The organism is Xenorhabdus sp. XBWT, assembly GCF_059072735.1.
The window spans coordinates 359,983-382,708 of sequence record NZ_CM180990.1 but is presented as its reverse complement, the minus strand read 5'-3'; the positions used below and the strand labels follow the sequence as shown (position 1 = coordinate 382,708).

Here is a 22,726-nt window from a genome sequence, read left to right as displayed (position 1 = left end):
CCTTTGCAAGTGAGCTTGTTTGATTTATCGTCAGATTAAACTTTCTCCACCTGACTAAAGTCCAGCTCAACAGGAGTAGCACGACCAAAGATAGAAACCGATACTTTCAAACGGCTCTTCTCGTAATCGACTTCTTCTACCACACCATTGAAGTCTGCAAATGGACCATCGCTGACTCGAACCATTTCGCCTGGCTCGAACAGAGTTTTTGGCCGTGGTTTATCACCAACTTGCTGAAGACGATCCATAATCGCATCAACTTCTTTATCGCTAATTGGTGCCGGGCGGTCAGACGTGCCACCGATAAAACCCATTACGCGAGGTACACTACGAACCAGATGCCAAGTTGCATCGTTCATTACCATTTGTACCAAAACATAACCAGGGAAGAATTTACGCTCGCTTTTACGGCGTTGGCCACTGCGGATCTCAACTACTTCTTCTGTCGGCACCATTACTTCGCCGAAAGAATCTTCCATATCTTGTAATTTGATATGCTCACGCAGAGATTGCGCAACACGACCTTCAAACCCAGAAAATGCCTGTATGACATACCAACGCTTTTTTGGGGATTCAGACATTTTTAAAACCTCAGGCCTGTAATAAATGAAACTAAACGCACCAGAATACCGTCCAGTCCCCATAAGATCAGAGACATGACAGCGGTTACAGCTGCAACAATCAAAGTCGTATGCAGAGCTTCCTGGCGAGTTGGCCAAATGACTTTACGCATTTCAATGCGGGCTTCACGGGCAAATGCTAATGCAGCTTTACCTTTCACTGTCCACAATGCAACTGCTCCTGCAAAGGCAGCAATAGCCACAACGGCTATCGCACGCAGAGGCAGGTTATACTCTCGGTAATAATAATTACCCACTATAGCAGCTACCAGCAGCACAGCTACCAATAGCCATTTTGCTATATCAAGACCACGCCCGCTTTCTTGAGCATCGCTATTCGCACTCATAAACCAACCTGTAACTATATGTAAGTAACTATGATGTAAATAGATAGCCAGCTTGCCTCGCAAGAGCAAAACAAATCAGACCGAACCCAAAGATAATTGTAATTGTATCTGACTCGGCGCCATAATTCAGCAGGACTTTTATACTCTTCGTCTTTTCAGTTGCAGCTTTGTCGGCTGCCTCTTGAAATCCCTTGAGTATATATCTCAGCGATATCAAATCCTATCCGTTGTATCAAGAGCCTATCTCACCAACAATTAAGGATAACTGTCAAACGGCGATTTGTCTGCCATCGGAGAGTGATTTAATGAACAACTATTGATGAGATAGGTTCTTCTTAAGACAACGTATAAAAAGGGCATCTATCGATGCCCTTCCAAAATGAACACATTAAAAAAAATTATGCGATCACTTTAGCAACAACACCAGCACCTACAGTACGACCACCTTCACGGATTGCAAAACGCAGACCTTCGTCCATTGCGATTGGTGCAATCAGGGTCACGATCATGTTGATGTTGTCACCTGGCATGACCATCTCTACGCCTTCTGGCAGTTCGATAGTACCGGTTACGTCAGTTGTACGGAAGTAGAACTGTGGACGGTAACCTTTGAAGAATGGAGTATGACGGCCACCTTCATCTTTGCTCAGGATATAAACTTCTGATTCGAAAGTTGTGTGTGGCTTGATTGAACCTGGTTTAGCCAATACTTGACCACGTTCGATTTCGTCACGCTTAGTCCCACGCAGCAGAACACCTACGTTCTCACCTGCACGGCCTTCGTCCAGCAGTTTACGGAACATTTCAACGCCGGTACACGTTGTTTTAGTGGTATCTTTGATACCAACGATTTCAACTTCGTCACCCACTTTAACGATACCACGCTCAACACGGCCGGTAACTACTGTACCGCGGCCGGAGATGGAGAAGACGTCTTCGATTGGCAGCAGGAATGGCTTGTCAATGTCACGCTCTGGCTCTGGGATATAAGAATCCAGGGCTTCTGCCAGTTCAATGATTTTCGCTTCCCACTCGGCTTCGCCTTCCAGCGCTTTCAGAGCAGAACCACGGATGATTGGTGTGTCGTCGCCTGGGAAATCGTACTGAGACAGCAGCTCACGGACTTCCATTTCTACCAGTTCCAGCAGCTCTTCGTCATCAACCATGTCACACTTGTTCAAGAACACGATGATGTAAGGAACGCCTACCTGACGACCCAGCAGGATGTGCTCACGAGTCTGTGGCATTGGGCCATCAGTTGCAGCAACGACCAGGATCGCGCCGTCCATCTGCGCAGCACCGGTGATCATGTTTTTCACATAGTCGGCGTGGCCTGGGCAGTCAACGTGTGCGTAGTGGCGAGTAGGGGTATCGTATTCTACGTGAGAAGTAGAGATGGTGATACCACGCGCTTTTTCTTCGGGTGCGTTATCGATCTGGTCGAATGCACGAGCGCTACCGCCGTAGGTTTTTGCCAAAACGGTGGTGATTGCAGCAGTCAGGGTAGTTTTACCGTGGTCAACGTGGCCGATAGTACCAACGTTAACGTGCGGTTTTGAACGTTCAAACTTTTCTTTAGACACGACTCTATTCCTTAATACCGCTCCCCCGTCACAAAAATGAGGGAGCTAAAAAGATAGTAAACTCGAAAAATTATCTAGATTTACGAGCTTCGATAATAGCCTGAGCGACGTTGCTAGGCGCTTCGTTGTACTTCAAGAACTCCATGGAGTAAGAAGCACGACCTTGGGTCTGAGAACGCAGGTCAGTAGCATAACCAAACATTTCAGACAATGGTACCTGTGCACGAACAACTTTGCCCGTAGCTACATCATCCATACCATCGATCATACCACGGCGACGGTTCAAGTCACCGATGACGTCACCCATGTAGTCTTCTGGTGTTTCCACTTCAACTTTCATGATAGGCTCCAGGAGAACTGGTTTAGCTTTCATGAAGCCTTCTTTAAATGCCATGGATGCAGCAATTTTAAAGGCGATTTCTGAAGAGTCAACGTCATGGTAAGAACCATCAAACAGAGCAACTTTAACGTCAACGATTGGATAACCAGCCAGAACACCGCTCTTCAGCTGTTCCTGAACGCCTTTATCAACGCCCGGGATGTATTCTTTAGGAACAACACCACCAACGATTTCGTTAGCGAATTCGTAACCAGCGCCGCCAGCTTCAAGAGGCTCAATACGTAGCCATACGTGACCGTACTGACCACGACCACCGGACTGTTTAGCGTGTTTACCTTCCTGCTCAACAGAAGCACGGATGGTTTCACGATAAGCAACCTGAGGTTTACCTACGTTAGCTTCAACGTTGAACTCACGACGCATACGGTCAACCAGAACGTCGAGGTGCAGCTCACCCATACCTGCGATGATGGTCTGACCAGTCTCTTCATCACTGCTTACGCGGAATGATGGATCTTCCTGAGCCAGACGGCCTAAAGCGATACCCATTTTTTCTTGGTCAGCTTTAGTTTTTGGCTCGATAGCAACAGAGATAACTGGCTCTGGGAATTCCATGCGCTCCAGGATGATTGGTGCGCCCATGTCACACAGAGTATCACCTGTAGTTACATCTTTAAGACCGATTGCAGCAGCGATATCGCCTGCACGGACTTCTTTGATTTCTTCACGTTTGTTGGCGTGCATCTGTACGATACGACCAAAACGTTCTTTCTTGTCTTTAATCGGGTTCAGTACTGTGTCACCAGAGTTAACAACACCAGAGTAAACGCGGAAGAAAGTCAAGTTACCCACGAATGGGTCAGTAGCGATTTTGAACGCCAGCGCAGAGAATGGCTCGTCATCGCTGGAATGACGTTCTGCTGGAGTATCTTTACCGTCTGGCAGCATACCTTTGATGGATTCAACGTCAGTTGGTGCCGGCAGATATTCAATAACTGCATCCAACATTGCCTGAACACCCTTGTTCTTAAATGCAGAACCACAGGTAACCAGGATAATTTCGCCAGTCAGAACACGCTTACGCAGAGCTACCTTGATTTCTTCTTCAGTCAGCTCTTCACCGCCCAGATATTTGTCCATCAGTTCTTCTGATGCTTCTGCTGCGGATTCAATCAGATTCTGATGCCATTCTTGAGCCAGTTCAACCATGTCTGCTGGGATATCTTCATAAGTGAAGGTAGTACCCTGATCAGCTTCATTCCAGTTGATTGCTTTCATTTTCAACAGGTCAACAATACCGGTGAAGGTATCTTCAGCACCGATTGCCAGTTGAAGTGGAACTGGGTTAGCAGCCAGACGAGTTTTAATCTGCTCAACAACGCGCAGGAAGTTCGCACCCATACGGTCCATTTTGTTAACGAACGCGATGCGTGGAACATTATATTTGTTAGCCTGACGCCATACAGTTTCAGACTGAGGCTGAACACCACCAACTGCACAGTAAACCATTACTGCACCGTCAAGAACACGCATGGAACGTTCTACTTCGATGGTGAAATCAACGTGTCCTGGGGTGTCGATGATGTTGATGCGGTGTGGTTCAAACTGTTTAGCCATACCAGACCAGAATGCAGTAGTCGCAGCAGAGGTAATGGTGATACCACGTTCCTGCTCCTGCTCCATCCAGTCCATTGTTGCTGAACCTTCGTGAGTTTCACCAATTTTATGGTTTACACCTGTGTAAAACAGAATACGTTCAGTTGTCGTGGTTTTACCGGCGTCGATGTGGGCACTGATACCGATATTACGGTAACGTGCTATAGGTGTTTTACGAGCCATTTTTTCCTCTCTCGTGGGCGTTCAATTTAGAGAACGGGTAGCCGAACAGCTACCCAGAACATATTCACTGCCGATGGGTTACCAACGAATGGATTACCAACGGTAGTGTGCGAACGCCTTGTTAGCTTCTGCCATACGATGAACGTCTTCACGTTTCTTCACAGCAGCGCCTTTGTTTTCAGCCGCATCAGATAATTCATTCGCCAGGCGCAGAGCCATCGACTTATCACCGCGTTTACGAGCAGCATCAACGATCCAACGCATTGCCAGTGCATTGCGACGAACCGGACGAACTTCAACTGGAACCTGATAAGTAGAACCACCAACACGGCGGGACTTAACTTCCACAGTCGGGCGCACGTTATCCAGTGCCAGCTCGAATGCTTCCAGATGATCTTTACTAGAACGCTGAGCCAGGGTCTCAAGCGCGCTATATACAATTGCTTCTGCGGTAGATTTCTTACCATCTACCATCAGGATATTAACAAATTTTGCCAGTAGTTCAGATCCGAACTTTGGATCTGGCAGAATTTTACGTTGACCAATTACACGACGACGTGGCATGGAAATACTCCGTTTCGAATTCAGGGTTGTCCAAAACTCTACGAGTTTATTTTGACATTAAAGTGAAAAATGTTTGGCCTTACTTAACGGAGAACCATTAAGCCTTTGGCTTCTTCACACCGTACTTAGAACGACCTTGCTTACGGTCTTTAACACCGGCACAGTCCAGTGCACCGCGAACAGTGTGGTAACGCACACCTGGCAAGTCTTTAACACGACCGCCACGGATCAGAATAACGGAGTGTTCCTGCAAGTTGTGGCCTTCACCACCGATGTAGGAAGAAACTTCGTAACCATTAGTCAAACGCACACGACATACTTTACGCAGTGCGGAGTTTGGTTTTTTAGGAGTGGTAGTATATACACGAGTACATACGCCACGTTTTTGCGGGCAAGCTTCCAGAGCAGGAACGTTGCTTTTCACAACTTTCGAGCTACGAGATTTGCGCACCAGCTGGTTGATAGTTGCCATTATTAAAAAAGCTCCTGGTTTTTTGCTTCGTAAACACGGATTTTACCCTCTGGCAGTCATGATGACAAAACGAGAGGACGCGGAATTTTATTGCTGACTTGACGAGGTGTCAAGAAATATACAGTTTTTCTATACTGGTAAAATAGCGGAAATATACAATTCTCATTTACCAGGCAAAATTTTGCTGATGTTTTACCGTTAAGCTCACAAAACCGTCGTAATCAATCACCTTAACACGGTCTGAAATCTGTTCAGTCAGCCCCCGTGCATCCAGATCTTCCTGCAAGGCATAAATACCAGCTCCTGTACGCATCAATTCAGCTAAGTAGCGATTATCATTGATCCCGAACAATACGCCATTCTGAATTAACAGAACGTCATCGGTCTCAGATACAAGAGCAAGCATTGCATTGACGTCATCATGGTAAGGTGAGCGCCTAACAGTATATAACATGTTACTTACCTGTAATAGATTAAAATTTCAACACAACATCATAATCTGCCAACTGTTTTCGTATTGCCACAGCAGAAAGAAATTCTGCCTTAAGTACAAAATTGCTTGCCGGACTACCTCCGCGAATGAGCAGATCATCAAGACAAACGTAACATTTATCAATGTCATAAAGAGGCAAGATCTTAAAGGTTGAAATATAGTCACGGGTCAGAATTTTATCTGGCTGTTGGTTGGCCAGTAATTGGAATACTCCATCAGAAATAAAGAATATGCCAATTTGATCGGTTAAGGCTGATGTCGCAAGCAGGGCATCCAGCCCTTCCCGGCCTACAGAAGAGCCATGAGGGGCTTCAGTAAAAACAAAGGCGATTTTTTTCATCGATAACCACTATTTCATTAAGGCCCACATAATTTCCTCAAAACTGACATTTCATCAATGCTTACTGCGAGGCTTAAAATTGTATAACACGATCACATAGCATCATAGCTTCTGCCAGCGCCCCCAACCCGCTAAGTTCAAACCCATTTGCCAGATTAGCAACAGGCAAATTTAATTCTTGGGCTTGTTGCTCATCCACTACACCGCGACGCAATGCTGCGGCAACGCAAATATACAGATTGAACCGATGCTGGACTGCCAATGCCTGCCATGCCCTGACCAGATCAAATTCATCATTGGCGGGAGCAACCAGTTGATTACCGTTTAGGACACCCTCACGATAAAAGAACATACTATGTAATGTATGTCCTGCGGCGATCAACGCCTGAGCAAATTGATAGGCACTGCTGGCTTGTTGAGTACCATAAGCTGGCCCGGTGACCAGCAGACAATAAGACAGTGACGACATTACTTCTCCGGGCTGGCACATTCGCCGTTTTTAAACTGGCGAATATAGAGGTATACCGTATGCTTGGAAATATTCAAACGGTCAGCAACCTGATTAATAGCATCCTTAATATCAAAAATGCCTTTCTCATAAAGATTTAACACTACCTGCCTATTTTTCGCATTGTTGGAAACATTGCGGTCGGCATTCACTTCTTCAATAGTAAATTCCAGAGTTTGTGCAACCAGGTCATCCACAGAAGATGCAAAGTTAACGTTCGAAGAAACTTCGTGGGTTTTTTCTGGGATAAAGGTCTGAATAATTTCAGAGAAAGGCACATCAAGGTTCATATTAATACATAACAGCCCAATAACCCGACGCTGGCGATTGCGAATAGCAATTGTGATAGATTTCATCAACGAACCGCTTTTTGCCCGCGTAAAATACGCTTTAGAAACACTGCTGTCTTCATCCGTAATATCGTGGAGCATCCGCAACGCCAAATCTGTAATCGGGGAACCGATCTTACGACCAGTATGTTCCCCATTAGCTATTCTGACAGCTGAACATTTAAGATCTTCCAGTGAATGAAGAACTATTTCACAATGCCCACCTATCAACATAGCCAGGCCATCAACAGCAGCTTCGTAAGATTTTAAAATTTCATGATCTGTTTCATTAAACGGTTGGTTTTCCAGTAAATCAATATCACTGTTATCACCAGTTAATAGCGGGGTAGACATGTTAATACACCATCCTTCAAGCTCAGACTTTGCCTCACCAAAATATTAAGGCGAGATTTATTATAAAATCACATTACTACAACCAAGAGTCTACCTCAGTAAACATCTACTGTTATAGGCAGAATGTTCTATATTCTATTCGGAATAATGACGTTAAAACCACTGTTGACGTTAAAACTACATTGAATTTACGTCAAGCCCTTGCTGAAGATACCACAGGGTTTTATCACAGCTTTATGCCTAATACGCTTAAAATATGAAAACGATATTTCATTTAATACCGAAGGAAATAATAAGCAGACATGCAATTTTTCTTTATTCATGCTTATTATTCATCAAAGATGAAGTAAATATCATCAACAAACCGAAAGATGAAAGAAAGATGAAAATGAAAAAATGAAAGGTACAAATAATAAAACAGGAGCGATTAAACTCCTGTCTGTATTGTCCCGCAATTATTACCGGAATTATTTTGCCTTGGCAGCAGGTTTAATATCCAGTAATTCAACATCAAAAACTAAAGTAGAATTAGCTGGAATTTTAGGCAGGCTTGCTTGGTCATAAGCCAACTTCGGTGGAATAACCAATGTAATTTTTCCGCCTTTCTTCACATTCTGTAAGCCTTCTTTCCAACCTGGAATCACGCTGTCCAGACGAATTGACAGAGGTTCTTTACGTTCATAAGAACTGTCGAAAACTTGCCCGTCAATCAAAGAACCTTTGTAGTTAACAACTACAGTGTCAGTTTCTTTAGGGGTCTTGCCAGTACCTTCTTTTTCAATTTTGTAAAGAAGACCTGATTTGGTTTCCACTACGCCAGCCTGCTTAGCGAACTTTTTACGGTATTCATCACCTTTTGCGCCATTTTCACCAGCATCTTTCTCTGCCTTAGCCTGAGCCATCTCTTTCACTTTTTTTTCAAAAGCCAACAAAGTGTCCTGAATTTCTTGATCAGTCAATTTGCTTTTATTATTTAAAGCATCTTCAACACCAACCAACAACTGTGTTTTTTCTAAGTTGATACCGAGTGTTTTCTGCTCTTTCAAGGAATTTTCCATGTAGCTACCCAAAGAGGCACCCAGAGCATAAGAATTTTGCTGTTCTACCGTTTTAAATGCACTATTCAGCTTTACTTCACCTTTAGCTTCTGTATTAGCAGCCAAAACCTGAGGTACACTGAATACTACTGCCAGAGTTGTTGCCAGTATGGTTGTTTTAAACAATGATTTCATCCTATTCTCCAATAAATTTGGGCGGTTTTACCGTCAGCTCAAGCTACGCGTAACATGTACTATAACCGTCTGCGGAAACCAATGACAATATTTGCTATACCTTGATCTAAAAACCATTGAGACAGCATTAACGTGAAGAGGTTTCGTTATCCCCTCTTCTATTGAACGTTTTGAATATTATAGTGCCACTTGGTTAGAGTAATCGTTCCATCATGTCATTAACTGACCAGAGGCAGGAGAAAGATAATGGAATTATCCGACATTGAACAAAGATTTGAACAATTGGAAACTAAACTGGCCTATCAGGAAGCCACCATTGAAGAGCTAAATCAAGAAGTAAGAAAGCAGCAGATAGAGGCAGAACAGCTGAAAGAACAACTGCGATTAATGGCTGATCGCCTAAAAACTCACCAGGCATCCATTATAGCACCACTTTCAGAAGAAACACCTCCCCCTCATTACTGATACCGCTTATTTGGAATATGTCTGCCAAGGAAGGCAGAAACATAAAAAAAGGAAGCGCACTATGTGCTTCCCTTCTTCTGCTGACTGATTTTTCATATTACTAACAATTTTTAGTTAGTCAATGATCTCAGATTAGTGGCAGCTACCACCGCAGCACCCATGTTCATCGTGCTCATGGTGATCATCGCAACCACCCTGACCATGAACATGACCGTGAGCCAGTTCTTCTTCAGTTGCTTCACGGATTGCTACAATTTCAACATTGAACTTCAGGTTTTGACCAGCCAGCATGTGGTTAGCATCAACAACAACTTCATCACCTTCAATCTCAGTAATTTCAACTGGGATAGGGCCTTGATCCGTGTCAGCCAGAAAACGCATGCCAACCTGAAGATCGTCAACACCAACAAACACATCTTTTGGCGCACGCTGAACCAGATTGTCATCATACTGACCGTATGCATCATTCGCTTCTACGCTAACATCAAAACGTTCACCTGCCTCACGGCCTTCCAGTGCTTTTTCCAATCCGCTGATCAGAGAACCACGGCCATGCAGATAGTCTAACGGCGCGCTCACCGAGGACTCATCAACTAAAACACCATCTTCTGTTCTTACTTGATAAGCCAGGCTGACCACCAAGTCTTTTGCTACTTTCATGACTACTCCTACATACCCGAGGGAAAAACCCGTAAGGAAAAATTTTTACAGCTCAAAAAAATGCTGCCAATTGTAACGGAATTCTACGTCGCCAGGTACAGCGACGGCAAAATTTATCCACAATTTATTGTTAGTTCATTTATATCCAATCGATTTCAAGCTACAGCAGAGAACTTTTCCCGGAAAGTATGGTTAATGATAACGACCCGACCGGAGTCAATAAAAGCAGCCAACAAAATGGCAGGTCGAACAAAGATGAAAGGTATATTTATTGAGGTGTAAAAATACCAATAACCTGTTCCTGTTCCCTGACATGAGAAGTAACAGCTTCATCAGTCTGCCTCTGTATGTGACCACAATGAGCGCATTCAACGATATCAACTTTATTTTCCTGCCACATTGCCAGCGTATCCTGTGACTGACATTTTGGACAAACAGCTCCCGCAATAAAACGCTTACGACTGACTGACATAATTCACCCCAATGTTATTCATATTCATCCCATCCTTCCGGTTGGCGACGCTCATTAATCATTTCCCGTTCAAACAGTTCTTCTAATTCCCGGCGAGCTTCTTTCACACGGGATATTTGCGCCATATCGCCATGCAACTGAGGCACGAGTTCACGTAACATTCGCATATCCAAGCGCCGGAAGTGTTGCTGCGCGCGATGTGCTTGGTGTGGATGCATGCCTAACCTGATTAATACCTTACGTCCCAGTTCCAATGCACTGGAGAATGTTTCTCGATTAAAATCCCTTACACCATTTTGCAACAGTTCGTGGGCTTCCAGACGCCCTCTGGCACGGGCAAGAATATTTAAGTGAGGAAAATGTTTCTGGCACAAGTGCACAATCGCCATCGTATCCTCTGGATCATCACTGGCAATAACAATCGCCTTCGCTTTCGACGCACCCGCAGAGCGCAGCAATTCCAGTTCACTCGCATCACCATAATACACCTTATAACCATAACGGCGCATGGTGCTGATCGCACTCACATCTTGTTCCAATACCGTGATGCTGATCTTATTTGCCATCAGCAAACGCCCGACCACTTGCCCAAAACGACCAAACCCTACCAAAATTACCTGTGGCTCATTATCTTCTACAAACGGCTGTTCTTCATGTTCTTCTTGTGTGTTATATCGACGCGATAACATACTTTCAATTAATTGCATCACCACAGGTGTTGTCATCATTGATAATGTCACTACGACCAACAAAAGCGACATCTGCTCCTGTACCAATACCCTCTGCCCAAGTGCGGCAGAAAATAAGACAAATGCAAATTCTCCTCCCTGACTTAACACTCCAGAAAACTGCGAGCATGACGCTTTTCGCAAACCCGATATTCTACCAATAGCATAAAGTATGCCGCCTTTTATCAGCACCAGCCCCAAGACACTTATCAAAACACTCAATAGATGAACCAGCAATACCCCCATATTTAGGGACATACCAACAGAAATAAAAAATAACCCCAGCAATAACCCCTTGAATGGCTCAATAGAGATCTCTAACTCATGACGGTATTCACTGTCAGCCAGCAAAACACCTGCAATGAAAGTGCCGAGAGCCATTGAAAAGCCCAGCTTCTCCATGAAAATAGCAGCCCCCAGAACAATCAACAGTGAAGCGGCTGTAAATACCTCTCTGACACCAGATTTCACCACCAACCGAAACAATGGACGCAGCAGATATCGCCCTCCCAGCAACATGCCGGCAAAGGCAACAATTTTCAGCCCAATACGATACCAGTCACTGGATGCCGTCCCGCCAGCCAGCAACGGGATCACAGCCAAAGCGGGAATGACGGCCATATCCTGAAACAACAGGATAGAGAAACCAAGTTGCCCACCTTCATTACTCGTCATCCCTTTCTCTTTCATCAGTTGCAGCGCCATTGCGGTAGATGACATTGCCAGCCCAATTCCCCCAATAACTGCGGCCGGCCATGAAAAATGAGTTAAATAGAGAAATAAAGTCAGAACTGACGCAGTTAATATCACCTGCGCCGTACCCGTACCAAAGATAGAACGCCTGAGTTGCCAAAGTTTTGTTGGATTCAACTCAAGGCCGATGATGAACATCAGGAAAACAACGCCAAGTTCAGAGAAATGCAGGATTTCATCAACATCTTTGATAAATCCCATGCCCCACGGGCCAAGTGCAATTCCTGCAATGAGATAACCCAGTACAGCCCCGATATTGAATTTCTGGGCAAGAGGAACAGCCACAACAGCAGCAAACAAGAACAATGTTCCGGCGCTTAACAGCGCTGAAGTCTCCATGATCACAACCCTCCCAAAGACAAAGGTACCTTCAGCCATTCCCGATAAGCTACCGCATGGCTCGCAAGTACTTCTGGCTTTTGGCGCCTTGCCCAATAAATGATCATTGGTGATAACCAATGCATCTGGCACATTAATGCCGTCAATTCGAAAGGTCGGAGAATTTCCTCCATCGGATAACGGTTATATCCACCTCTCCGATAAGCACCTTCCGGCTCGCCTGTAGTAATGACCGAGCGCCAATATTTTCCTCTCAGGGCTTGCTCTGAGCCATTGACGAAATCACGGCTCAACACACGATCCATCCACTCTTTCAATAAAGCAGGACAACTATAAATATACAAAGGGTGCTGGAAAACAATCACCTTGTGCTCACGCAGCAACTGCTGCTCGAAAGGAATATCAATGAAGAAATCGGGATAACAACTATAGAGATCGTGAACCGTCACATGATCCAATTCCTGCACACGCTGCAATAGCACTTTATTCGCAACTGAATTCAAAGGTTCGGGATGGGTATACAACAGCAACACTTTTGGCGGCAATTCTTTAGGTAATGACAACATCAATCCCCCTAAGACGTGTCAGGACACATATTTTCCGCTACCATGCACGCCAAGCTATCAAACTGAATAGAGATATACCCAATAGATTTCAAATTGCGGCGGGGGAACAAATCTCAGGAACCTAACTAACTATATGGCCAGACTATCATGGCCGGAGTGAATGAGTACCGCCAGTAAAGTAGCAATTTGAATGATAAAGGATATAACCTACTTATTAACTTAACACATTTTATACAGACAACATCTATGATTGTTTTCTCTTCACTGCAAATCCGCCGCGGCATTCGTGTCCTATTGGACAATGCTAACGCAACCATCAATCCCGGCCAAAAAGTAGGATTAGTTGGCAAGAATGGCTGTGGTAAGTCTACCTTATTAGCATTACTGAAAGATGAACTTCAGGCAGAGGGGGGTTCCGCCACATTTCCCAGCAACTGGGCACTAGCTTGGGTAAATCAGGAAACACCCGCTCTGGAAACATCTGCTCTGGAATATGTGATCGATGGCGACCGCGAGTTCCGACAATTGGAACAGAAGCTAAAAGTCGCCAACGAACAAAATGACGGTCACGCTATCGCCCATCTTCATGGTCTGCTTGATACAATTCAGGCATGGACAATCCGTTCCAGAGCTTCCAGCCTACTGCACGGTTTAGGATTCTCCCAAGTACAGTTGGAGCAACCCGTACGTTCATTTTCAGGCGGTTGGCGCATGCGCCTCAATCTGGCACAAGCGCTAATCTGTCGTTCTGACTTACTGTTACTCGATGAACCAACCAACCACCTTGATTTAGACGCAGTTATCTGGCTCGAAAAGTGGTTACGAAATTATACAGGTACTTTGATTCTGATTTCCCACGATCGGGATTTCCTCGATCCAATCATTGATAAAGTACTGCACATTGAACAGCAGAGTCTGTACGAATATACCGGCAACTATTCCTCCTTCGAACGGCAACGCGCCGCCAAACTTGCTCAGCAGCAAGCGCTGTACCAAAGCCAGCAGGAAAAAGTGACGCATTTGCAAAGCTACATTGATCGTTTTCGTGCCAAAGCCTCCAAAGCAAAACAAGCACAAAGCCGCATCAAAATGTTGGAACGTATGGAACTTATCGCTCCAGCCCATGTTGATAACCCCTTTCAATTCAGCTTTCGCCAACCAGATAGCCTGCCAAATCCACTTTTGAATATGGAAAAAATCAGCGCTGGCTATGGAGAAAAAACTGTTCTGAATTCGATCAAATTAAATTTGGTGCCCGGTTCACGCATAGGGTTATTAGGTCGAAATGGCGCGGGTAAATCTACCCTGATCAAACTGTTGGCTGGAGAACTTGCGCCGCAGCAAGGAGAGATCGCCCTATCAAAAGGCATCCGATTGGGATACTTTGCACAGCACCAACTGGAATACCTGCGGGCAGATGAATCCCCGTTACAGCATTTAGCCCGAATAGCGCCACAAGAGATGGAACAACAACTTCGGGATTATTTGGGAGGGTTTGGCTTTAAAGGCGATCAGGTAACAGATCCGAGCGGACGTTTTTCCGGTGGTGAAAAAGCCCGATTAGTATTGGCTCTGATTGTCTGGCAACGTCCTAATCTTCTGCTGCTTGATGAACCGACCAACCACCTTGACCTTGACATGAGACAGGCATTAACCGAAGCGCTCATCGATTTCGAAGGTGCTCTGGTTGTGGTATCGCATGATAGACACTTACTGCGTTCCACTACAGATGAACTTTATCTGGTGCATGATGGTGAAGTCGAATCTTTCAAGGGTGATTTAGACGATTACCAACAATGGCTGTCTGAGCTGCAACGACAGCAGATGCGCGATCATCAGGAAAAAGAGAAAGCGGAAACTGAAACGATAGCGAACAGCACGCAAAATTACAGTGCCCAAGAGCGTAAAGACCAAAAAAGGCGTGAAGCTGAATTCCGCAATCAGACTCAACCATTACGCAAACAACTTACAACCCTTGAAAACCAAATGGAAAAACTGGGTACGGAATTGGTAAATTTAGAAGAAAAATTATCAGACAATACGCTCTACGAAAATGATCGCAAAGCTGAATTAACGGAATGCCTGCATAAACAAACACAAACAAAGTCTAGACTGGAAAACATCGAGATGGAATGGATGGATATTCAGGAACAGCTTGAGCAAATGACAGAAGCATTTCATGCAAGTCAAGGAACCAATTAACCTTTCCGGTATTATCTAGCATAAAATTGGGCATTGCTATTCAATGCCCGATTACTTTTTATCTTCTTATCCCATCACTTGCTCAAACATTGAAAATATTGTTCTCTGTTTACATGGCAAAAATAAAAACCTGCATGAAAATAGCTAAGTGACTCACCGTAAAAAATGACAACTCATTTATGTAGACAGGTTATCTATGATTGGAAAATATCTAAGGTGTTCATTCTCATTTTGCACTCCTTATTAAGAGAATCATTACAATATATCCCGAATCTTATTTTAATAAGAAATTAAATGACAGATACGCCATCAAAACAATAATTACTCATAGACTTATACATTAGCAACCAATGTAGAAAAGTTTTCAACATCTTCAATCAGATGATTATCTATTGATTTTGCCCAAACCACCCCAAGATCAATTTTTTTATCGGTTTCAACAACTTCCAAAAAATCCATATAATACTCAGGAATAGAACCTAAAATTCGTTTTGGAACACATGTATAAGCGCTATTTTTCGTAATCATTTCAACAATTAACATAATATCATTTGTCTTTAATAACAAATGCATATTGTCACCGGTATAAATAGGGAAAACATTAAGGCAATCAGTTAATTCAGCTACTTCTTTCTTTCCATCTGAATTTTTTGGAAAAACCCCATTCCCGAACTTACTTAAAGCAGTTCTAAATTTAGATATCAGATTACTCCTTTTTTTAAAGATATAAACCAGTCTTTCCGTAAACACCTTTTTGGGTTCTAACTGTGCAATAGATGCCAAAGGCATCACAGCGACATGCAGCATCCCAGCATTCAATAAATTTATCTGCTGCTCAACGGACAGTCCAGTCACCAACGCCAGTACAATATCCCCTTTCTTCTCCGCAATCTGTCTCTCTATTTGAGAATAGTTATGAATGGGGAAACAGGAGCCGACATATAAATGCCTAACCATATCTTCTTTTGAATCAAAATGAACCTGACTTTTAAAACGTTCATAATGAGTTAAAAAATTTCTGGCATTTTCCAATGTCTTATGTCCAAAATCTGTCAATCTTGTTCCATTTGGCCCCCTTGTAAATAGTGAAGCACCAAGAATGTCTTCCAACCCGTGTATTTTCTTCGTCAAAGCAGGCTGAGAAAGATAAAGCCTCTCCGAAGCCTTATGATAATTCAGAGTCTCAGCCAAAACGATAAAAGCTTCAAGATTGCGTATATCCATGTTCTTTCGCCCAATGATTGTTAAATAACTACAAAACATTACAGATTCATGGTGATAGCATTTTAACTTAGTGTTTTGCCAAAGCTTTTGTCAGGTCTACCCGTCAAAATGTTAACTAATAAAATGTTAGTTAATAAGGGTACAATAAGCAAAAGATTGATTATTACTGTGACTTAATAACATTAATAAATAATTTCAATAGAAACTAACAAGAACTCACGCGTTACCGATACAAAACAAGATGAAACCCTGTTATCCATACGATTAAACACCTCTTTCATTTTTCAAATTACAGCTTTATTGATTTAACTAAAACTTGAAATAGATTAGATATACATCATATAAACAATCTGATTATGATTATTTTACATGTCATACAATTAGGATTACCACCAAGAATCAAATAATGAACATCAAGTTATCAGCTGATAACTATCATTTATTGGTAACCCATTCAGGAAATACCAAAAACCATGAAAATTAAAATATCATACTACTAAACTATTGTATAAATAATTTAATTGTTAAATATAAAGAAAAGTATATATATCTGACTTACTCGTATAATGTAACAAACCACAGATAATTCATACGAATTATATTATTGCCAGATAAACCATGCTTCACTTTTTTGGCTATTCTGATTTTTACGCTTATTACGTGTTAATAAAGGTGAATTTTAATTTAAAGCATTACATTAAATACAACTATAATGATATTCATCATCATAAAACGAGTAAAATAATTCTATAAAATATCACATCAATAAATAATGGTATAGAGAATGGGAAATCTTGCAGTGTGTCCTTATCGATAAAATACACCTATTCTTATTTCAATTTTTTGATCTTTTTTATATCGGAACATTCTGTATTAGTATGTTTTTTTATAGAGTTCATCTGTTGGTTTTTGTGTGTACTGGAAAGCAGTTACTCTGATTTATCCCCAAGAATAATAATCCATTGTAGTCTATTGATTTTTAGAACATATTTGTAGATTGCTGGTATTGTAGCAGATGTATTTTATGGTTGTCAGTTTCATAAGCATGTACTCAATAATCATATACTGATACTGAAGTATAAACACACTCATTCTTACTCCTGACCGCGCGAGAAGTAAGGCGGTTTTCTACAATTTTGGAATGCTATTTATTTAATAAAAATATAACAAACAGTAAGTGTTGTCAAAAAAATGTATAATGAACAATAGTTATCAGATGATAACTTATTCTTCTTAAAAAAAGAAAAAACACAGGATTGAATTAATCCAGCCTGAATTTTATTCCCTTTATTTTAATCCGATAGCTTACACAATAATCTACCCTCATCATCAGGATCGGCGTCTATTTTATTCCCTTTATCATAATCATATAAGAAGAAGTATGAAGGATTATTACTATCAGCAACTTTTATATTCGTGTTTTGTTCATATGGATAAGGTAACAGACCGTAACCCGGGAATTGATGATACTCATACCGCAATGAACGGTTAGTCTCTGTTGATGCAGATATCCCAATATCTTGATCAGTCATTGAACTTGCACGATGTCCCCATGAGTATTTGGAATCAAGGGTTTCACATATACTGTTTCCTGAATTTTCCCCCAGTTTTACCAGACCATCATTACCAACCTCAGGGCTGAAAACATATCTCTGTGGGTTAAAACGATATTCATAGACATATATAGCTTCTGTATCAGGATCTGTTACTGTTGCCGTGACGATGGTTGGTCCTTTGGATGTGGTGAAGTGTTCAGCAGGGAAAATAATATCTCCGGATGAAAATACTTTTACAACCTCACTTGACGAGTGATATTTGACATTATCACCAACGATATATCCAGAAGAAGCAGATGATCCTTTTATCAATTTAACAGCTAAATCGCTATGAACATTATAAGGTTTATCCTGCTCTGTTGCCGGTATATTTATATGGTGGCTTTGAGCGGAAAGCTCAAGCCCTGCGAATTGTGGTACTGCCTTGAAATTTACCTTTGTTTTCGCGCGCTTTGTGTGCTTTTTATTAACCTCTATTTTGACTGTGATCTTATTCACGCCCACTTTGCTCACTAATGAGACCGTTAAATAGCCTTCAGCATCCGTCGTTTTCTGAATATCCTTGAAAATTAAATCATCCGGCAATTTGTTATTTTTAATACTCCATTCTACTTCCGCGAAACTCCAGTGACGCATAGGTTGTCCATTTGTCGGATCGACAACTAAAACCTTATAGGTATATGCATCTTGTCCATTACCCCAAATAGGCTCGCTTGGGGAAACTTCTATTTCATCTCTTAATTGAATATTGACGGATTTTGCCGGAATAAAGGTAAAAAGTGGCGATAATGTTTTTATATCATCCTGAATTGATAAAGAGATTTGGGCGTCTTTAATCTCTTGTGTGCTGGTCACCGTTGTCACTAGTTCTCCTTTGCTGTTTGGCTTCAGCGATCCTACGGTTAATTTCATACCGGAGACTCCTTTCTCTATTTGCCATGTAGGGAAAATGGGCGTGCTGTCTTTAATTGGCTTTCCCGTCTCATCAGCCAGCATTGCCGTGAAGGTGAATTTATTTTCTCCCGTTGCCTCTAATTCCTGATTAGAATCAATAACCAAAGATTGAATTTTTATGGTTTGCTTATCATCAGCCACAAAAGCGACTGGCTCCGAGAACTTCTCTTTACCCTGTCCAATTTTAAGTCCGACCTTCACTTCCGCAGGTTTCTGGGATGTATTACTCAACGTCGCAATCAAACGCCCTTCATCATCTGTCGTGTCACTCTCTTTCAATTTCACATTGTTATTCGCTGGATCTACACGCCAACCCGCATTTACGGTTTTATTCTTCAATGGCTGACCATCAGTGCCCAAAATGGTTGCCACAAAGGTATAAATGTCATTCTCATTGCCTAGCGCAATAGGGCTTTCCGGTGAAACTGTCATTGAGTCAATTGAGTACTCAGGCTGAATATGATTGAAACTGATGGTCGCTATCTTTATCTTGGGCATTCCGTCTATTTCGAGATAAACCAACGCATTCCTGACAATCTCAGTGCTACTTAATGTCGCCGTTAACTGCCCTTTATCATTGGTTATATCGGATATAGCCTGAAATTCAATAGGATTTTTTTCTCCTGATGAACTGCCCTCAGGAAGCTCAACCGTCCATTTAACACTTGGGATTACAACATTGGAAAGAGCGGCGTTATTTTGCTGACCGTACGTGATAGTCGCAGCCAATATATGAACAGCTTTTCCATCTACAATAATATTTTGAGGCTTGCCTTTAATGATAAAAGGTTCAACGATGACGAACATCTCCGCCGTTTTGGATTGCCTGCCATCCTCTTCTTCCGCCACGGCATAAACCAGATAGCGATTTATGCCGTGGCGGATATATTTTGGTAGCACAATTTCAATAGCGTTATTTTTACTTATATGCGGGAGTGCTCCCCCATTTTGGATAAACCCCTCATCTGCCCGCCATGTAATCTGCTTGACGGGTTTATCGGAAGTTACTTGAACTTCGACTGATTTTGGCTGAGTACTATATCCACTGATAGAGTGAGGCAAAGTGATTTGCAGTTCCTGTTTTTTTCTATAATCCAAAACAATGTTATTGTTTCTTGCAACCAAGTCATAACGGCTCCCAGCCAATGTACGCATGGAAGCCACATTTCCAGGTGAGATTTGGGTACTAAAAGGTACACCAAATCGGTAATTCAGACTGGTTTGGAACAAGGCCTCGCTGCGTCCACCGCTTCCGTGTTTATAATCCAACGCCATAGTAACCAGCGGAATAGGTGTATAATTCAGACCAAATCTGGCAAGACTGGGATTTTTCTGTTTAGTATCACGATTGAACAGAGAAACCTGAGCACCAAAGTACCGCTCATAATTCAACTTGCCACCGAAATGTGGGTAAGCGGGTAGGAAAAACTCCCCGGTGAGATCAAAACCATTAGCTGGGCGCTCTTCGTAATCTATCTCTTTTGGAGATTGATGCCATTGGCTCAGACGCCAATATGTATTTGCCGAGAGTTTAACGTAATCACTCCAGGCTTCTCCCCCGATACCCAGACGTTTATTCCGTCCGGTGACATCATGATCGAAAAAAGTATTTAAACCATACATCCAATTAGATGTGAAATAACGTCCTCCTAAACCGATGTTAAGAGTATGTCGGCTATCTTTATTCCGATAACCCAGTTGGGAGAAAATCAACCAATCTGTTTTGTTGTCATAAAGCGGAAGCAATAAATCCAAAGAGCCATTATCTAACTTGCCTTTTTTATCAAGGGAGAAATTAATTCGGGCTGTACCAAATTGAGATAACCATTTTTGAACTTCACTGGATACTGTACTATTTAATTTTCCCAAAGCGTAGGATGCTGCTTGTTCAGTCAATTGAGATGGGGAGGAGGATAATACAATCCCTGCTGCCTGAATATTTTTTGCAATGATATACTGAGCATTCAATTCAGAAGAGTTATTGTTTCCCTCTACTATATCAACTTTATTATTTTTGATATCTGAAAGTCTTTCATTATCTTTATCAGGCTGCCTATTTATTGAACCAATTTTGTTTTCTTTTTTAATATATATTTCTTCCTTTGAGAGTACTCCTTCTGCATATATGTTTGTCATCAAAGAGGAAAAAACAAGTGTTATAACTGAAAAAACTAAAAAACGAGTATATTTACAATAATATGAGTTCATATACCGACACCTTATAAATTTTCATCCTGCTTTGATGACATAAAGCTGGAAGACAAATCCCGTTAAATAGAGCCACCCAGAGAAAAATAAAAATCTCACTCTTATCCCTAAACCTATTCAGAATCACTCTCATTTTTAATTTTATTAAAATAGAAATATTTTTTCATTTTATGGATGCCTTATAAAATATAAGCCATTACTATAATTTAATAACTGTGTATTTAATCAAGATAAAGAATAAAAACCCCCTACCATTTTAAAATTTTCTTATCATCGGGCATAATGAAAAATTATTATCACCTGATAATAAAAAGTTATCTTATTACTTTAAGATAACTTCATTGAACTTCTTTATTGATAATATAATCATTTGGTTGTAAAATATCTCTTTCACAAAAAACTATTTTACCTTCACCTCTTTTTTTAATTAAAACTTAATTTTTAAAATTAAAAATCCTTTCCACCCCCCCTTTTTTAGTTGCACGAATATATCCAGTTATGCCGATATAAATATAGAGTTTCCTATATATTGACAAACCTTCTCGATTAATATATTGATTCTCATTTAAACTTACACAAAAGTTGAATCTATTGATATATTTTATACCAAGCACTCAATACGGTAATTTAACCTCATTAATCCCCCATAAACATACGGCAAAAAATGACGAAAATAGACTTAAGCAATATGGTGACAGAAAGTCGCAATCCCGCCAGTTCCGACATTGATCAACTATCAACACTCGATATGCTGCGAGTTATCAATGATGAAGATAAAAAAGTAGCTATCGCCGTTGAAAAAACACTCCCGCAAATTGCCAAAGTAGTTGATAAGGTCGCAGAGGCGTTTCGTCAGGGAGGGCGTTTAATTTACAGTGGAGCCGGAACTTCTGGACGTTTGGGTATTTTAGATGCCAGTGAATGTCCGCCAACTTATGGTACAAAGCCAGAACAGGTGATCGGTTTAATTGCGGGTGGGCATCAGGCAATTCTGAAAGCGGTCGAAAATGCGGAAGATAACCGGAAGTTAGGCACAGGCGATCTTAAGGAACTACATTTTAATCAGCGGGATATCCTCGTGGGGATCGCAGCCAGTGGCAGGACACCCTATGTATTAGGTGCAATGGAATATGCTAAATCCGTTGGCGCTACCGTAGCCTGTATCAGTTGTAATCCTGTTAGCCCGATGACGCAATTGGCTGACATTGCTATCACGCCCGTAGTAGGGCCGGAAGTTGTGACAGGTTCTTCTCGCATGAAAGCCGGAACAGCACAAAAACTGGTGCTGAATATGATCACGACAGGTGCCATGATCCGCATTGGCAAGATATATGGCAATTTGATGGTAGATGTGGAAGCCACAAATGCCAAGTTAATCGAACGTCAGAAAAATATTGTTATGGCTGCCACCGAGTGCAGCAGGGAAACCGCCGAAAAAACCCTGAATGCCTGTGGTGGTCACTGTAAAACTGCAATTGTGATGATTTTATCGGATATAAGTGCCGAAAAAGCCAAAAAATTATTGAAAAAGCATCAAGGGCTTATCCGGCCAAGCATCTCAAAAGACCGATAATCATT

The 22,726-nt window shown here is 42.0% G+C and carries 20 protein-coding genes; 3 read left to right on the top strand and 17 right to left on the bottom strand.

The annotated features are described in order from the left end of the window. Window positions 1–35: 35 nt before the first annotated feature. The 11 genes from nusG to fkpA all read right to left on the bottom strand — a co-directional run bounded on the left by nusG (window position 36) and on the right by fkpA (window position 9,021). Window positions 36–581 carry a transcription termination/antitermination protein NusG gene (nusG, locus tag AC5JQI_RS01675; protein WP_092552027.1) on the bottom strand — a complete coding sequence of 182 codons (546 nt, stop codon included), beginning with the start codon at window positions 579–581 and terminating at the stop codon, window positions 36–38. Window positions 582–583: 2 nt separating this feature from the next. Further along, window positions 584–967, bottom strand: a complete 384-nt coding sequence (secE, locus tag AC5JQI_RS01670) for a preprotein translocase subunit SecE (RefSeq protein WP_092552024.1) — start codon at window positions 965–967, stop codon at window positions 584–586. A gap of 398 nt (window positions 968–1,365) precedes the next feature. Continuing rightward, on the bottom strand, window positions 1,366–2,550 hold the full coding sequence (tuf, locus tag AC5JQI_RS01665) for an elongation factor Tu (protein ID WP_493913500.1): 1,185 nt from the start codon (window positions 2,548–2,550) through the stop codon (window positions 1,366–1,368). Window positions 2,551–2,620: 70 nt separating this feature from the next. Further along, entirely contained in the window at window positions 2,621–4,729 is a 2,109-nt protein-coding gene (gene fusA, locus AC5JQI_RS01660) for an elongation factor G (protein ID WP_237388299.1), read from the bottom strand. Between the two features lie 93 nt (window positions 4,730–4,822). Then, window positions 4,823–5,293 (bottom strand): 30S ribosomal protein S7, encoded by a 471-nt coding sequence (rpsG, locus tag AC5JQI_RS01655; RefSeq protein WP_092513454.1) that lies wholly within the window; start codon window positions 5,291–5,293, stop codon window positions 4,823–4,825. Window positions 5,294–5,390: 97 nt separating this feature from the next. Continuing rightward, window positions 5,391–5,765: a 30S ribosomal protein S12 gene (gene rpsL, locus AC5JQI_RS01650; RefSeq protein ID WP_010848548.1), complete on the bottom strand. Its 375-nt coding sequence runs from the start codon at window positions 5,763–5,765 to the stop codon at window positions 5,391–5,393. Window positions 5,766–5,931: 166 nt separating this feature from the next. After that, the gene (gene tusB, locus AC5JQI_RS01645) at window positions 5,932–6,219 is read right to left on the bottom strand and encodes a sulfurtransferase complex subunit TusB (protein ID WP_493913499.1); all 288 of its coding nucleotides are present in this window, start codon (window positions 6,217–6,219) and stop codon (window positions 5,932–5,934) included. 19 nt (window positions 6,220–6,238) lie between these two features. Then, entirely contained in the window at window positions 6,239–6,598 is a 360-nt protein-coding gene (gene tusC / locus AC5JQI_RS01640) for a sulfurtransferase complex subunit TusC (protein WP_493913498.1), read from the bottom strand. A gap of 73 nt (window positions 6,599–6,671) precedes the next feature. Beyond that, on the bottom strand, window positions 6,672–7,067 hold the full coding sequence (tusD, locus tag AC5JQI_RS01635; RefSeq protein WP_237388296.1) for a sulfurtransferase complex subunit TusD: 396 nt from the start codon (window positions 7,065–7,067) through the stop codon (window positions 6,672–6,674). Then, entirely contained in the window at window positions 7,067–7,789 is a 723-nt protein-coding gene (locus AC5JQI_RS01630; protein WP_237388295.1) for a helix-turn-helix transcriptional regulator, read from the bottom strand. Before AC5JQI_RS01630 ends, tusD begins: the two co-directional genes overlap by 1 nt. A 467-nt stretch (window positions 7,790–8,256) precedes the next feature. Next, the gene (gene fkpA, locus AC5JQI_RS01625) at window positions 8,257–9,021 is read right to left on the bottom strand and encodes an FKBP-type peptidyl-prolyl cis-trans isomerase (protein ID WP_493913497.1); all 765 of its coding nucleotides are present in this window, start codon (window positions 9,019–9,021) and stop codon (window positions 8,257–8,259) included. A gap of 246 nt (window positions 9,022–9,267) precedes the next feature. Between fkpA and AC5JQI_RS01620 the strand changes: the two genes are divergently transcribed. Further along, complete coding sequence (locus tag AC5JQI_RS01620; RefSeq protein WP_237388293.1) at window positions 9,268–9,486, top strand: SlyX family protein; 219 nt, start codon at window positions 9,268–9,270, stop codon at window positions 9,484–9,486. A gap of 132 nt (window positions 9,487–9,618) precedes the next feature. Here AC5JQI_RS01620 and slyD read toward each other — a convergent pair whose 3' ends face one another. The 4 genes from slyD to kefG all read right to left on the bottom strand — a co-directional run bounded on the left by slyD (window position 9,619) and on the right by kefG (window position 13,004). Continuing rightward, on the bottom strand, window positions 9,619–10,146 hold the full coding sequence (gene slyD, locus AC5JQI_RS01615; RefSeq protein ID WP_493913496.1) for a peptidylprolyl isomerase: 528 nt from the start codon (window positions 10,144–10,146) through the stop codon (window positions 9,619–9,621). 268 nt (window positions 10,147–10,414) lie between these two features. Beyond that, on the bottom strand, window positions 10,415–10,618 hold the full coding sequence (locus AC5JQI_RS01610) for a YheV family putative zinc ribbon protein (RefSeq protein ID WP_092554302.1): 204 nt from the start codon (window positions 10,616–10,618) through the stop codon (window positions 10,415–10,417). 14 nt (window positions 10,619–10,632) lie between these two features. Next, entirely contained in the window at window positions 10,633–12,438 is a 1,806-nt protein-coding gene (kefB, locus tag AC5JQI_RS01605; protein WP_493913495.1) for a glutathione-regulated potassium-efflux system protein KefB, read from the bottom strand. 2 nt (window positions 12,439–12,440) lie between these two features. Then, window positions 12,441–13,004, bottom strand: a complete 564-nt coding sequence (gene kefG, locus AC5JQI_RS01600) for a glutathione-regulated potassium-efflux system ancillary protein KefG (RefSeq protein WP_493913494.1) — start codon at window positions 13,002–13,004, stop codon at window positions 12,441–12,443. A gap of 246 nt (window positions 13,005–13,250) precedes the next feature. Between kefG and AC5JQI_RS01595 the strand changes: the two genes are divergently transcribed. After that, a complete protein-coding gene (locus tag AC5JQI_RS01595; protein WP_493913493.1) occupies window positions 13,251–15,206 on the top strand; it encodes an ABC transporter ATP-binding protein in 1,956 nt (651 codons plus the stop codon). A 333-nt stretch (window positions 15,207–15,539) separates the two neighbouring features. Here the strand turns inward: AC5JQI_RS01595 and AC5JQI_RS01590 are convergent, their stop codons facing one another. Beyond that, window positions 15,540–16,430 (bottom strand): LysR family transcriptional regulator, encoded by an 891-nt coding sequence (locus AC5JQI_RS01590; RefSeq protein ID WP_493913492.1) that lies wholly within the window; start codon window positions 16,428–16,430, stop codon window positions 15,540–15,542. A 1,292-nt stretch (window positions 16,431–17,722) separates the two neighbouring features. After that, a complete protein-coding gene (locus AC5JQI_RS01585) occupies window positions 17,723–21,076 on the bottom strand; it encodes an inverse autotransporter beta domain-containing protein (RefSeq protein ID WP_493913491.1) in 3,354 nt (1,117 codons plus the stop codon). A 736-nt stretch (window positions 21,077–21,812) separates the two neighbouring features. On the opposite strand from AC5JQI_RS01585, the gene murQ reads away from it, so the two are divergent. Then, the gene (gene murQ, locus AC5JQI_RS01580) at window positions 21,813–22,721 is read left to right on the top strand and encodes an N-acetylmuramic acid 6-phosphate etherase (protein WP_493913490.1); all 909 of its coding nucleotides are present in this window, start codon (window positions 21,813–21,815) and stop codon (window positions 22,719–22,721) included. Window positions 22,722–22,726 lie beyond the last annotated feature (5 nt).